General features: G+C 70.9%; 12 protein-coding genes. 7 read left to right on the top strand and 5 right to left on the bottom strand.

Translation table 11 applies throughout. The features are described 5' to 3' along the window. Positions 1 to 303 precede the first annotated feature (303 nt). Together AB0C17_RS22140 and AB0C17_RS22135 are read right to left on the bottom strand one after the other, a co-directional pair. The gene (locus AB0C17_RS22140) at positions 304 to 987 is read right to left on the bottom strand and encodes an ABC transporter ATP-binding protein (protein WP_357480247.1); all 684 of its coding nucleotides are present in this window, start codon (positions 985 to 987) and stop codon (positions 304 to 306) included. Then, complete coding sequence (locus tag AB0C17_RS22135; RefSeq protein WP_357480245.1) at positions 984 to 2024, bottom strand: ABC transporter permease; 1041 nt, start codon at positions 2022 to 2024, stop codon at positions 984 to 986. The genes AB0C17_RS22140 and AB0C17_RS22135 overlap by 4 nt, the downstream gene beginning before the upstream one ends. A 221-nt stretch (positions 2025 to 2245) precedes the next feature. Here AB0C17_RS22135 and AB0C17_RS22130 point away from each other — a divergent pair, with 221 nt between their 5' ends. The 3 genes from AB0C17_RS22130 to AB0C17_RS22120 all read left to right on the top strand — a co-directional run bounded on the left by AB0C17_RS22130 (position 2246) and on the right by AB0C17_RS22120 (position 5416). Continuing rightward, a complete protein-coding gene (locus tag AB0C17_RS22130; protein WP_357480243.1) occupies positions 2246 to 3466 on the top strand; it encodes a sensor histidine kinase in 1221 nt (406 codons plus the stop codon). Next, entirely contained in the window at positions 3463 to 4101 is a 639-nt protein-coding gene (locus AB0C17_RS22125) for a response regulator transcription factor (protein WP_357480240.1), read from the top strand. Before AB0C17_RS22130 ends, AB0C17_RS22125 begins: the two co-directional genes overlap by 4 nt. Positions 4102 to 4312: 211 nt before the next feature. After that, the gene (locus AB0C17_RS22120; RefSeq protein ID WP_357480237.1) at positions 4313 to 5416 is read left to right on the top strand and encodes an FUSC family protein; all 1104 of its coding nucleotides are present in this window, start codon (positions 4313 to 4315) and stop codon (positions 5414 to 5416) included. 50 nt (positions 5417 to 5466) lie between these two features. Here AB0C17_RS22120 and AB0C17_RS22115 read toward each other — a convergent pair whose 3' ends face one another. Continuing rightward, a complete protein-coding gene (locus AB0C17_RS22115; protein ID WP_357480234.1) occupies positions 5467 to 6000 on the bottom strand; it encodes a hypothetical protein in 534 nt (177 codons plus the stop codon). Positions 6001 to 6490: 490 nt separating this feature from the next. Between AB0C17_RS22115 and AB0C17_RS22110 the strand changes: the two genes are divergently transcribed. Together AB0C17_RS22110 and AB0C17_RS22105 are read left to right on the top strand one after the other, a co-directional pair. Continuing rightward, positions 6491 to 7558 (top strand): SMP-30/gluconolactonase/LRE family protein, encoded by a 1068-nt coding sequence (locus AB0C17_RS22110; RefSeq protein WP_357480231.1) that lies wholly within the window; start codon positions 6491 to 6493, stop codon positions 7556 to 7558. Positions 7559 to 7585: 27 nt separating this feature from the next. Next, positions 7586 to 9325 carry a PQQ-dependent sugar dehydrogenase gene (locus AB0C17_RS22105; protein ID WP_357480228.1) on the top strand — a complete coding sequence of 580 codons (1740 nt, stop codon included), beginning with the start codon at positions 7586 to 7588 and terminating at the stop codon, positions 9323 to 9325. Positions 9326 to 9715: 390 nt separating this feature from the next. On the opposite strand, the gene AB0C17_RS22100 is transcribed toward AB0C17_RS22105, so the two are convergent. Beyond that, positions 9716 to 9955 (bottom strand): hypothetical protein, encoded by a 240-nt coding sequence (locus AB0C17_RS22100; protein WP_357480224.1) that lies wholly within the window; start codon positions 9953 to 9955, stop codon positions 9716 to 9718. Positions 9956 to 10637: 682 nt separating this feature from the next. On the opposite strand from AB0C17_RS22100, the gene AB0C17_RS22095 reads away from it, so the two are divergent. Together AB0C17_RS22095 and AB0C17_RS22090 are read left to right on the top strand one after the other, a co-directional pair. Then, positions 10638 to 11600, top strand: coding sequence for an N-acetylmuramoyl-L-alanine amidase (locus tag AB0C17_RS22095; RefSeq protein ID WP_357385691.1), 963 nt, complete (start codon positions 10638 to 10640; stop codon positions 11598 to 11600). A gap of 377 nt (positions 11601 to 11977) precedes the next feature. Further along, positions 11978 to 12817 (top strand): winged helix-turn-helix domain-containing protein, encoded by an 840-nt coding sequence (locus tag AB0C17_RS22090; protein ID WP_357480221.1) that lies wholly within the window; start codon positions 11978 to 11980, stop codon positions 12815 to 12817. 136 nt (positions 12818 to 12953) lie between these two features. Here AB0C17_RS22090 and AB0C17_RS22085 read toward each other — a convergent pair whose 3' ends face one another. Continuing rightward, positions 12954 to 13427 carry a DUF2690 domain-containing protein gene (locus tag AB0C17_RS22085; RefSeq protein WP_357480218.1) on the bottom strand — a complete coding sequence of 158 codons (474 nt, stop codon included), beginning with the start codon at positions 13425 to 13427 and terminating at the stop codon, positions 12954 to 12956. Positions 13428 to 13877 lie beyond the last annotated feature (450 nt).

Raw genomic sequence — 13877 nt, 5'->3', positions numbered from 1 at the left:
CGCTGGCTTGTGCTCGACGCGGGCGGCAGGGGTCGTGATGATCGATGCATGACGACTCCTCGCCGCCCGTATCGCACTGTAAAACGCCCGGGATATTGTAGAGGCCTTGATATTCCCCGGTTTCTCGGAGACGCGTCGATTGTGCAGTCGCCGATGGGTCCCATCGATGGCGTCGGGCCAGCTTCCCGCCCGTTACCTTTTTGACCATCCCCAGCCGGAAACCCTCGGTCGCCCGGCCCGGTATGACTGGGACTTTCCACGCAGCTCGTCGTCGCGGGATCGACGGACCATGATTTCCGAGCCTCAACGGGCCGGTGCCGGCAGGTGCAGGCGACCGTCGTGGACCTCGGCGACCTGGTCGACGGCGGTGAGGTGGGTGCGGTCGTGGGTGACCAGGACGGTGGCGGTGGTCTGCTGGTGGGTGAGGCGGGTGATCAGCTCGATGACGGCGGCGCCGCGTTCGTGGTCGAGAGCGCTGGTGGGTTCGTCGACGAGCAGGACGGTGGGGTCGTTCATCAGGGCGCGGGCGATGTTGACGCGCTGGCGCTGACCGCCGGAGAGCTGGTGCGGCCGGCGGTCAGCCTGGCCGGCGAGGCCGACCGCGTCGAGGAGTTCCACGGCGCGGGTACGGGCTCTGGCCGGTGGGCGGCCGTCGATCTGGGCCATCACCTGGAGTTGCTCGGCGGCGGTGAGGGAGGGCAGCAGGTTGGGCTGCTGGAAGACGATGCCGATCTTGTGGCGGCGCAGGTCGGCGAGTTCGCCCCGGGTCATTCCGGCGGTGGGGGTGTCGTCGACGGTGACGGTGCCGGAGTCGGGGGTGATGAGGGTTGCGGCGACCGCGAGGAGGCTGGACTTGCCGGAGCCGGAGGGGCCGATCACGGCAGTCAGGCTGCCCTTGGGTACGTCCAGGGTGACGCGGTCGAGGGCGGTCAGCCGTCCCTCGCCGTCGGGGTAGGTGAGGGTGATGTCGGTCAGGTTCAGGCTCATCGGGCGCTCCCCAGGGCGGTCAGCGGGTCGACGGAGGTGATGCGGCGGATCGCCAGAGCGGCGCCGAGGGCGCCGAGGACGACTGTCACGGCCGCGGGAAGGACGACGGTTACCGGGGTGAGGAGGAACGGCACCGTCGCCCCGGCGACGAGGGCACCGAGTACGGCGGCGAGGCCGGTGCCGAGCAGGGTGCCGCCCGCGAGCAGGACGACGGCCTGCCCGAGGGCGTCCTTGAGAAGGTTGGCGGTGGGGGCGCCGAGGGCCTTGAGCACTGCGACGTCGCCGCTGCGCTGGATGGTCCAGACGGTGAAGAAGGCCCCGATGACGAGGGCGGAGATGGCGAACAGGAAGCCGCGCATCAGCTGCAGGGAGCCGTTCTCGGAGGTGTAGGAGCCGATCGCGGACAGCGAGTCGGCGACGGAGACCGTCCTGGTGCCCGCCTGCCGGTCGGTGGCCTCCAGATCGGCCCCCGAGGTGGTGGTCAGGGCGACGACGGTGGCCGTCGGGCTGCCGTCACCGGTGCCGGTGGGAGGCGCGCTCCTCTGCCACACGCCCAGGCTGATCCACACCACAGGGGTGTGGCTGAAGGAGGCGTCGCCCCGTACGGCCGCCACGGTGAGTTGCTGCCCGGCCAGGGTGACGGAGTCGCCGGCCCGCACACCGAGGTCGTCGGCGGCCTTGGTGGACAGCACTGCCGAGCGGTCGTCGATCCGGCCGCTGTCGGGGGCCAGGCGGGAGCCGGGCTGGACGCCGAAGGCGGAGACCCCGACGCTCCTGTTTCCGGCGGTGGCCCTGGTCGTGGTGATGCCCAGAGGTTCGGCGCCGGTGACTCCGGGGGCCTCGGCCCATTGCTGCCACTGCTTCTGGGTGACTGTCGAGTTGGAGTACGACACGTCCTGGCCCTCGCCGGGCGCCTGGAAGGCGATCCTGTCGGCGGGCAGGCCGGTGATGGCGGAGATGTTCTGCTGGCCCAGTCCGGCCGTCAACCCGGACAGCAGCCCGACCAGCAGGGTGATCAGCACGATGACGGACCCCATCAGGGCAAAGCGTCCCTTGGCGAACTTCAGATCTCTCCAGGCGACAAACACGGCAGTGGCCCGTCCTCTCGGCGGTGAAGCGGTACGACTCCACCATCGCGGCCGGCGCCCGCGTCCGCGTCTGGCGTAGGCCAGCACTTCAGAGGCCGAAAGACGGCGCCCGGGTTCCAACTTTCGATAGAGGCCCCCGGGGCGCCGGCGTCGGTAACGTGGGACGCACTGTGAGCACCGCTGCCCCTGCCCTGACCCCGACCACCCGAGCCCTGGCTTGGTGCCTGCACCTGCTGATCATCGGCCTGCTCGTCCTGGCCGCGGGCCGGGCGGTGGCCGACGACCGACCCCACGCCGGATCGATCGTCGCCGTGGCGGTGGCCTGCGGTCTGGCGTACGCCATCGGGCCGCTCCTTCCCCGCATCCGGCGCTCGCGGCGGGCCGCCGCCTGGTGGCTGGCCGCCGTCGGCGCCGTGTGGCTGGTGTTGCTGGGCCTGTCCCCCGACGCGATATGGGTGGCGTTCCCGCTGTACTTCCTCCAGCTCCACCTGCTGCCGCGCCGCGCCGGCCTGGCAGCCGTGATCGCCACTGCCGTGGCGGCCATCGCCGGGTTCGGCGCCCACACCGGCTCCTTCACCCCGGCCACGGTGATCGGTCCCGCGCTCGGCGCCGCCGTCGCCGTCGGGGTGGTCTGGGGATACCAGGCCCTGTATCGGGAGAGCGAGCAGCGCAGGCAGCTCATCGAGGAACTCACCGCCACCCGGGCCGATCTGGCCCGGGCCGAGCACACCGCCGGCGTACTCGCCGAGCGGGAGCGTCTGGCCCGCGAGATCCACGACACCCTCGCCCAGGGCCTGTCCAGCATCCAGTTGCTGCTGCGCGCCGCCGAGCGCGCCCTGCCCGGCCGTCCCGGTGCCGCCTCCGGCCACGTCGACGCGGCCCGTCAGGTCGCCGTGGACAACCTCGCCGAGGCCCGCCGCTTCGTCGCCGCGCTCACCCCGCCCACTCTGGAAGGCACCACCCTGGCCGGGGCCCTGGAACGCCTGTGCACCACCACCAGCGCCCGCCACCGCCTCAGCGCCCGCTTCCACCTCGTCGGCGACCCCGTGCCGCTGCCGACCGCCCACGAGGTGGCGTTCCTGCGTATCGCCCAGTCCACCCTCGCGAACACGGTCCGCCACGCCCAGGCCAGCACGGCCGACGTCACCCTCAGCTGTCTCGGCGACCGCATCGCCCTTCACGTCGTCGACAACGGGCGCGGCTTCGACCCCGAACAGCTGCCCGTCCCCGACGTCGACAGCGGCGGCTTCGGCCTGACGGCCATGCGCGCCCGCGTGAACGCCCTCGGCGGCACCCTCACCGTCGAATCCGCGCCCGGCCACGGCACCGCCCTGACCGCCGAGCTTCCCCTCACCCCGCCCACCGGGACCGAGCCCGGGGGCCGCCCGTGACCGACGACGCCGCCATCCGCCTCCTCCTGGCCGACGACCACCCCGTCGTACGGGCCGGCCTGCGCGCCGTGCTGGAAACCGAACGCGACCTCGTCGTCGTGGCCGAAGCCGCCACCGCCGAGGAGGCCGTCACCCGCGCCGCCGCGGGCGACATCGACGTCGTACTGATGGACCTCCAGTTCGGGAAGGGCATGGGCGGTGCCGAAGCCACCGCCCGGATCACCGCCCGCCCGGAAGCGCCGCGCGTGCTGATCGTCACCACCTACGACTCCGACGCCGACACCCTGCCCGCCATCGAGGCAGGCGCCACCGGCTACCTCCTCAAGGACGCGCCACCCGAGGACCTGGCCGCCGCCGTCCGTACTGCCGCCGCCGGACGCACCACGCTGGCGCCCACCGTCGCGAACCGGCTGATGAGCCGCCTGCGTACGCCGGGCACCGCCCTGACCCGACGCGAGACCGAGGTCATCGCCCTGGTCGCCGACGGTCTGTCCAACCACAGCATCGGCACCCGCCTCCACCTGACCGAAGGCACCGTCAAGTCTCACCTGGCCCGCATCTACGCCAAGCTCGGCGTCGAGTCGCGCACCGCCGCCGTCGCCACCGCCACCCAACTCGGCCTCATCCGCCGCTGACCCGGGCACGTGCGGGTCGTCACGGGCGTCGGTCACGGGCATCAGAAATGGGAAGCCGTCGCCGAGGTGCCTCACCACTCCTCTCGAGGAATCCTCGTCACGCTGCCTGCCAACCGAGCGATTGAGCAGGTCACAGCCGGGGTAGTGGCCCTCCTCGCGGAAGATCGAACGGCGGCCGGTCCCGGTCCGCCCGGCGAGAGGGGCACCACCGGTGCGGACCTGGGTACGCGGCGCCGCCGCGCGGCTGCGCAGCGACGGGATGACAGTGGTCGAGCTGACCGCCGCCGCTGTGGTCGCCTGGATCGTGGCGGCGGTGGTGATCCGCCACCCGGACCCGTTCTTCGCACCGACCGCCGCGCTGGTCGTGCTCGGCGAGTCCCGCGGGCGGAGACTACGGCAGACCGTCGAGATCCTGCTCGCCGTCGCCGCCGCCGTGCTCGTCGCGGAACTACTGGTGTACGCGCTGGGCCCGGGCACCGACACGGTCCTGCTGGTGCTGCTGCTGACCACCACGACGCTCGTGGTGATCGGAGCCCGCCGCGCCCTGGTCGTGCAGGCCACCGTCTCGGCCATGTACCTGGTCGTGGTGTCCGCGCCGAACGGGACGCTCATGCCGTTTCGCTTCGTCGACGCGCTCATCGGCGGCGCCGTGGCGCTCGCCGCCAGCCAGCTGATGGCCGCCCGCGACCCGCTGGCACCACTTGTTGCCCAGGCCCGCCGCAGCTACACCGACCTGGCCGACCTGCTCGACCAGGTAAACGCGGCGCTGCGGGGCTGCGACGAGGACGCCGCCCGCGCCGCCCTGGAGCGGGCGCGCCAGGTGGACGACTGCGTCGCCGAGATGCAGGCCGCGGTGCTCGCCACCGGTGAGACGCTGCGACTGGGACTGCGCCGCCGGCACCTGGGCAAGCTCGTCGAGGTGGAGGCCACACTGCGGCAGCTCGACTACGCCGCCCGCAACATCCGCGTGCTGGCCCGCGCCGGCGTGACCCTTACCCGCCGGCACACCGCCACCCCGCCGGAGCTGGCCGCCGCGATCGGCGCGCTGACCTCTGCCGTACGGTCGGCTGGTGAGGCCATGGCCCACGACCTCACCGGCGCCGACGCCGACCGGCACGCGCAGCGGGCCGACGCGGCGGCCCTGGAGGCGGTCCGGATCGCCGCCGGCCTGCTGCGGACCGATCCGCCGCTGCCGGTCACCATGATCGTCGGGCAGATCCGGGCGACCGCGATCGACCTGCTGCGCGGCGTCGGCCACGACGACGTGACGGTGCTGGACCGGGTGGACGAGGCGCTCGGCCTGAGCCGGAGGTGACGCCGGGCGTCCGGCGATGCCCTTCGGCAGGTTCCCCAGCTGTTCCGTCGCTATCTGTTGGCGATGCCGATCGCCGCGAGACCGCCCAGCAATCCGCCCGCCTGCATAGTCAAGCGCAGGTACCACTGCCATCCCTTGAGCCGGCCCGGGTGGTACGTGAGGGCGTGCATCCGGTGCGCGACCAGGAACCAGCCTGTCCACGCCACGACGACCACGGCCAAGCCGGCCGCCACGCCGGTCAGCATCGGCTGCTTGTCGTCGTCCGAGATGCCGGCCGCACTCAGCAGGGGCCATAGTGCGAGGAACGGTAGGACCAGCCAGAACTTAGCTGTCAACGCAAGCGGAGCCACCGCCGATCTTCCGCGCGACGCGAGCAGAGCACCCGCTGACTGAGAAAGTCCCATGAAGACGGAGAACACGCAAAGCCCGAGTACGAGGTGTGGCCACCCGTTTGTCGCACGTGCCGCGGCGACCAGAATCGGCAGCAGGAACAGCCCGGCGAGAAAACCCACCAGCTTGCCGGCGGCGAACCGGGCGAGGAACCTGCCGATCGACGGCAGAGGATCCCACTGCTGCGTCCGCACCGGTGACATCGTGGGGGCCGGCCCAGCCGCCGGGACCTGATTCGCCGGCTCCGCGGGGACCGTCGTGGCCCGTCGTGCGGGTTGAATGTGCGCGTGGCGCGGGGTCGGCGGGCGTCGCTTCCGCGCGCCTTTCTGGCGGCTGTTACGTCCTCGGGATCCCATCGGTTCAGGGTGTCGGGTGTCCGCAACCCACCGTCCATCGCTGGTCGTCCCGGCTGTCTTCGCCCTGAACGGTTGCTGTCGGTAGTTACCGGCACTCCGCGTGGGTCGTCAGCAGCCGGGAGGTGGTGGGCCGACGCGGTACAGAGGACGGACGGAGCCTCCGCGCACGCTCCGAAGGTGGTCGTGGGGAACTGATGCGGGGCGCTGCTTCCTCGCCTAAGCTGCGTCACATACGCATCGATATTCATCAATAGCAGGTGCCGGCGACCGGGGTCGGCTCACCGGCAACCACCGGCTTCGCATTCGCCGATTTCGATTGGAGTACCCGATGACCTGGCGTCCAACCATCGCCACGCTCACCGGCCTGTGCCTCGCACTCGCCACCGCACCCGGTCCCGTCGGTGCCGCACCCCCGGCACCTCGGGACGCCGCTTATGTTAACGCTCACACGAGTGGCGTCCCGCTCTACGGCCCACCCGGCGCGCCCCCGGGGGTCTGCCCGGGCGGCACCGGATACGGCCCGCCCCTGCCGGCCACCTCCGTGTCCGCGACGAAGATCCAGAGCGGGTTCTCGTTCCTCGAAGGACCGGTCTGGATCGCCGACGGCGGCTACCTGCTGATGTCCGACATGGCCGCGGGCACCGGGCCGAACAACGTGCAGCCCTCCACGATCCGCCGGTTCACCCCGCCGGCGACCTTCGACACCTTCATCGCCGACGCCGGCAGTAACGGCCTGGCGCTCAGCCCCGACGCCCAGCAGATCATCGCCGCCACCCACGATCAGCGGAACGTCTCCGCGTACCGGCTGAGCGACAAGGCCCGCAGCACTGTCGCCGCCGGCTACCAGGGCCGGGCGTTCAACTCACCAAACGACGTCACGGTCCGTTCCGACGGCGTCGCCTACTTCACCGACCCCACCTTCCAGCGCGGCAACCGGCCCGACCAGATGAGCGGACGTACCAGCGTCTTCCGTGTCTCCGGCGGCCAGGTGTCGCTGGTGGACGACCGGCTGCGGCAACCCAACGGCATCGCGCTCTCCCCGGACGGCAGCACGCTCTACGTGGGCGCCTACGCCGAGAACAAGATCTACAAGTACGTCGTCCAGCCCGACGGCAGCAGCGGCACCCGCAGCGTCTTCGTGAACTACCTCGGCGGTCCCGACGGGGTGACCGTCGACTGCGCCGGCAACGTCTACTGGGCCTCCGGCTCGGACGGGCTGATCCACGTCTACTCCCCCGCCGGCGCGCAGCTCGGCACGATCCGCTCCGGCGGCACCGGCACCACCAACGTGGCGTTCGGCGGACCCGACCGGCAGACCCTCTACATCACCTCCGGCCGGACGAACGACTCCGGCCTGTACAGCGTGCGGCTCAACGTCCCCGGCTACCCGTACTGACCAAGAACCCCGGGAAGGAAAAGCACCGTGCGGATTACTCCTCACCAGCCCCGCCACCGCGTCCCGCTCGCCCTGCTGATCTGCGCCGGCACCATCCTGACCGGTGTACCCGCCAACGCCGCGGCGGCGGCACCCGCTACCGGGAGCCGGCCGGCGGCCCGGCTCGCCGCCGACACCAGCCCGCCCACCCGGCCGACCGGCCTGCGCAGCAGCCGGCTGACCTGCCAGTCCGTCACGCTCTCCTGGTACGCCTCGCGGGACAACGTCGGCGTCGCCTTCTACGACATCTACCACGACGGCCAGCTCGTCACCTCGGTCCCGGGACGGACGCTGACCGCCACGCTCAGCGTCGTGCAGGGTGTCACCTGGGGCTGGTACGTCAACGCCCGCGACGCCGCCGGCAACGTCTCGCAGGCCAGCTCCACGCTCTCGGTCACCCCGCCGTTCTGCCAGCAGGACACGTCTCCGCCCAGCCCGCCGACCAACCTGGCCGCGACGGTCAACGGCACGGACGTGACCCTCACCTGGTCGGCCTCCACCGACAACGTCGCGGTCACCGGCTACACCATCCTGCGCAACGGTACGGCGGTCGGCTCCACCACCGGCACCGCCAGCAACCCGCCGGCGACCACGTTCACCGACACCGGGCTGACGCCCGGCACCGACTACCGGTACACGGTGACCGCCCGGGACGCCCAGGGCAACGTCTCGGGGGCGAGCGCCGCGGTCACCGCGCACACGGGCTCGGGCTGCACGAGCCCGGTCTGCGGCTCCACGGTCATCACCACCGAGAAGGACCTGCCCTGGGGCCTGGTGCAACTGCCCGACGGCACGGTCCTCTACGGCCGGCGCGACCTGTTCGACATCGTCGCCATGAACCCGGACGGTACCAACAAGCACAGCATCGGCACCGTGCCGAACGTGGCCGGCACCAGCGGCGAGGGCGGCGTGCTCGGGCTGGCCGTCTCGGCCACCTTCACCACCGACCGCTGGCTGTACATCTACCACACCACCACGACCGACAACCGGATCGTGCGCATCCGCTACGACGGCACGCTGCAGACCGACACCCGGCAGGTGCTCGTCACCGGGATCCCGCGCAACAAGTACCACAACGGCGGCCGGCTGCGCTTCGGCCCCGACGGCAAGCTCTACGCCGCCACCGGCGACGGACAGGACCCGGACGTGGCCCAGGACACCAGCAACCTGGGCGGCAAGGTGCTGCGGCTCAACCCCGACGGCACCGTCCCGGCGGACAACCCCTTCGGCAACCACGTGTGGAGCTACGGCCACCGCAACCCGCAGGGACTCGCCTTCGACTCCCAGGGCCGGCTCTTCGAGCAGGAGTTCGGCAACAACGTCATGGACGAGACCAACATCATCGTCAAGGGCGGCAACTACGGCTGGCCTGCCTGCGAGGGCACCTCCGGCGACTGCGCCAGCCCGAACTTCAGGGCCCCGATCCGGACGTACCCGGTGGCCGAGGCCTCGTGCAGCGGCATCGCGATCGTCCGGGACGTGCTCTACCTCGCCTGCCTGCGTGGTAACCGGATGTACCGCGCGGAGATCAGCGGCAACACGCTCACCAACGTCCAGCAGTACTTCGTCGGGACGTACTTCCGGCTGCGTACCGTCGAACCGACCCTCGACGGCAACCTGTGGCTGACCACGAGCACCGGCGGAGACAAGGACAGCGTTCCGAACAACAGCAACGAGAAGATCCTCAAGGTGACCCTCGGTGGGGCGGTGTCCGGCCCCACGGGCTGAGGGCGAGCCGGCACTGCCAGCCCTCGGAGGGTGTCCGCGTCGCGCGGGTGCCCTCCGAGCGGTCCGGGCCAGGGAACGAGGTGTTCGAGGCCTGCGGCGGCGCGAGAGGGACCGAACTCCGTCACCGCGTACTCGGCCAGGCCGCGCTGCCGGAACGGGACCATGGCGGATCTACGGCCGAGGTCATCCGGAAGCGGCAGCAGGGGTTGCCTCATCTCTACACCCACCGGTCGGACGGCCGGGGTCAACGCTTCCGGGAGCGCTCGCTGACGATCCGCTGACTCCCACCGACAACTGACAATGGAATCAGCAAAAGCCACCCTCTCACGAGGGTGGCTTTCTGCGTAGTGCTTCACCTCGCCCGTCTGGCCCAGCCTGGCCTTCAGGTGCTCAGCAGTTGGTGTCTGCGATCTCTTCGCGGAGGCGGCGCTGCTCGGCCTTGCTCAGCGAACTGCCGTCGGTGACGTGTAGCGCCCACGGTGTTGGGCAGGGGCCTTCGTGGGCGGTGTCCGGACAGAGCGTCTCGACCATACGGTCAGTGAGGGCATCGACCTCACTGACGGAGGCGATTACAGGGATGGTGATCCGCCATAGTTGAGCCCGGACGCCATCTGCCTCAGGACTGGTCATACGTGACATCTCCAAATGTTGGGCGTGGAGGCGGGCCAGTCTAGACGGAGAGGCCGATCAGGGCCCGCATCCGCACCGGTTCCAGCGGCTCATCCAGTCCGGTGGGTTGCGCTGGTGAATGACGCGTGGCGTGAAGTTGCCGTCGAAGAATTGGCGGTCCGACTCTTCGTTCAGTCCACCGCCCGACAGCGCTGGGCGCGACAGCCTCGCGGCGCTTGGCTTGACGCGTCCTCCTTGGCGCTCTTGACCGCGTCGCTCTCGGTCTTGCCGCTGCCGGCACCCCAGACGTAACCGGCGTTTGGTCGTTGCCGACCAACGCGCACTCGGCCTGGCATTCCCACGCTTGGCCGTCGAGATCGTTACGGGTTGACCTCAGGCACCGGTTCGGGCGGCACGTCCCGATCCTTGAAGGCTGTGCTGAAAGGAATTGCCGCGGCGCATAGACGGAATTCACGATGCCTGTCGTACGCATGTGCACTGCGGGCGAAGGGAAGGAATCGTGCATACCGATCGTCCTGACGTCGAGACGCCGGCAGTCGGTGGCCTCGACCGGCGAACCCTCCTCGGCGCGCTCGGTGCCGGTGTGGGGGCGGCAACCGTCCTGGCCACGCCACGACCGGCACGGGCTGGCACCCCGACGTCCGGCCGTGCCCCGGCTCCACGGACGTTGGCTACCAGGCCGTTGCGGAGCGGGACCGTTCGGCCTGGATTCGACGCCCAGGTCGTTGCCCTGCGGTCGCCGGCCGGCTCGGCCCCGGCACGGTGGCGCTCCGCCGACCGGTCGGGGGCGTGGAGCCGGTGGGCCCCGGCGCCCGGCGGCTGCCCGGCCGGCGCGGGCGACGCCGCGCCCGCGACCGAGCAACTGGCCTTCGTCACCGTACCCAACGCTCCGGCAGTCGACCTCGACCTGCCGACCGGCAGCCGGGCGGTCGTCCTCAACGGCACCGACGGCCCGGCCCTGCGGCCCGCGTCCGCCGAGGTGTCGGAACGCTCCCGGCTGGCGGGGCTGCCCTTCCTGAGCCGTGCCGCCTGGGGCGCCGACGAGTCCCTGCGGTTCGACGCCGCCGGCGTGGAAAAGTACCCACCCACGTTCTGGCCGGTGCAGACGTTCACCGTTCACCACACCGCCACCGGCAACGACGATCCTGATCCGGCCGCGCGGATGCGCGCCATCTACCGCTACCAGGCGATCGACCTCGGCTACGGCGACTTCGGCTACCACTTCCTGATCGACGAGGCAGGCCGGGTCTACGAGGGCCGGCGCTCCGGCGGGGACGTGCTGCCCGGTTTCGACCCGGCCGGTTGGATGGTGAACGGCTCGCACGTGGGCGGCTACAACGCGGGGAACGTGGGTGTCGTCCTGCTCGGAACCTTCGTGACACGCGAACCGACGGCGGCTGCGCGGCGCAGTCTCACTCTGTTGCTCGCCGCCCTGACCGGTTGGTGCCACGTCGATCCGCTGGCCAGCGTGACCTACGTCAATCCGATAAGCGGCCTCCGCCGCGGCGTACCCACGATCGCGGGCCATCAAGACTGGGGGCCGACGGAGTGCCCGGGTGGGGTGCTCAGCGGGATGCTGGGCGACCTGCGACAGGAGATCGCGGCCGTGCTGGCCGACCCGCGTCGCTCCGCGTTCGTCGGCTGACGGCGGTCGCAGCGACCGCCGTACGGCAACGTCGGCGAAGCGGAGACGCGCCCGAGCTGACGTTTCGGGGCACGGTATCGACACAATCACCTCGAAGGTGATGAAGCTCGATTCGCACCCGCGTAAGAGAGTGGCGCGCTCCGATATTCCAAGGCTAGACTGCCGCGAGCTCACGCCATTCACATGCGTCTTCGGGAGCCTCGTTGCGCATCTACTTCACGGCGGAGGATCTCGGGCGGGTTCGCGTGGCCGCAGCACCCGATCCGATGTGGGAGACGGTCTTCAGCGTTTTCCGCCTCGGCCGCCCGGGGCCGGCGGCGGTCTTCGGGCGCTGGCGCCGGCGGGCCGTGCCAGCCATGCGGCCCGCCGATCTGGAAATGCTCCGGCCCTTGGTGAACGGTGCCTACTATCCGGATTTCCTGACGCCGGCCGAGGGTGGGCTCGGTCTGCCGGACGCGATCGAGGCCCTGCTACGCACTCCGACGGCCCGGCTCCGCGCCGAAATGGAGCAGCTCGCCCGCCTCGGCGGGCCACTGCCGTCCTGGATGCGGCGCCTCGCCGACGGCGACGGCGACGTGCTGGGCCGCCTGGCCGGCGCGATGCGGTCACAGTTCGCGGTCGCTGTCGCCCCGTTCTGGGCGGAGGCACGGGCGCACGTGGACGCCGACCGGGCACGGCGGGCACGGGTGCTGCTGGAGCACGGCGGTGAGGGGTTGCTGAAGAGCTTCCGGCCGATGATGCGCTGGGAGCCTCCGGCGCTCGTGGTCGATGTGCCGTCCACCCAGTCGATCCACCTCAACGGCCGCGGGCTGCTGCTCGTGCCGTCCTACCTGTCCTGGAAGACGCCCGACACGCTGCGGGACCCGGACCTCACGCCGGTGCTGGTATATCCGGTCGAACACGACCTGACCCGGCACCTGGACGCGGCGCGGCCCTCCGGGCCGGGCGCCCTCGCCGCCCTCGTCGGGCCGACCCGGGCGGACGTGCTGGAGGCCATCGGCGATGGCCGTACCACCTCGGAGCTGGCCGGACGCGTCGGAGTGAGCGCGGCGTCGATCAGCCAGCACACCGCCGTGCTGCGCGACGCCCGGCTGATCAGGACCACCCGCATCGGCAAGGCGGTGCTGCACACGATCACCCCACTCGGCGCGGCGATGCTCGGCGACGCTCCGCCTCGACGCGCTCCGATCGACGTCGCCGCGCGTCCTGCGACGTAGGCTCCGCCCCGCCGGTCACCGGGCCTGGACGTCCGTCGCCGGCGGTGCCGGCACCACCCGACTGCGAAACAGGTATCCCCGACGCGGCCCGCACCCGGTAGTCGGTGTGCGGGCCGCCGCCGTTGTCCGGTGGATCTCAGTACCGGCTGGTGCAGTACTCCTCGTACTCGTTGTTGTAGCCCCAGGCGGTACAGGCGCGGGCCAGCAGGCCAGCGTCGTCGAGCATCACGGTCCAGTGCACGTCGGTGGAGGGCGCACCGGGATTGCGGCCCGCGGCGGCGTATGTGCGGTACTGCCCGTTCGAGTAGAAGCCGTCGACCCGGACGTCGTAGTTCGCTTTGCCGCGGGCCCACGCCGTGCGGCAGCGCGGGCTGTAGCGCAACTCGGCGATCAACGGCCCGCCGCCCGGCAGGTACGCCTCCCGGACCGTCCTCGCGTCGTCGGTGCACCGGTACCTGATCCCGTTGTTGCCGGTGAAGTAATCCTCGGGCGAGTGCCCCTCGTAGAACGTGACGGCCTGGGCCGGTGCGGTGGTGATCGCCACCAGCCCGGTGGTCGCGGTGATGGCAGCGGCCACAAGGCCGATCCAGCGGCGGGTCGTGTCGCGCATGAACTGACTCCGTTTCGTAGTGCGAGGTGGAATGCCACTCGCGCGGATGCAACCTTCAGGTCGGCGGAAGAAAAATGCCTTCACCGGTCGGCACGTGCAGATCCTCGGTACTGGCACACGGCAGCGGCAAGAGGTTTTAGCCAAGGCTTAAGCGAGCGGAAAGGCAGCCGGACCATGTGGAGGCCGAAGTAGCGGGTGAGATCCCATCGTGACCATAAAATATCTACGCCACGAAAAGCCCCGAGGACCTCGCCGGCCGTCACGACACCCCACGCCGTTCTCCCACCCGCTGCGATCACTGATGGTGAGCGCTGCCCGGTACGCCGCGACAGCGGTCGTGACCTCCCAGGTCGGACATCGCCCGCGCCACCCGACAAGCCAACCGCCGATCACGACCACCTCCGTGACCCGCAGTTACTCGAGAATGCGATCAGCCTTGCCGTCTGACAC

Source organism: Micromonospora sp. NPDC048887, from assembly GCF_040649715.1.
Lineage (GTDB): Bacteria > Actinomycetota > Actinomycetes > Mycobacteriales > Micromonosporaceae > Micromonospora.
This window is presented reverse-complemented; position numbering and strand designations above follow the sequence as displayed.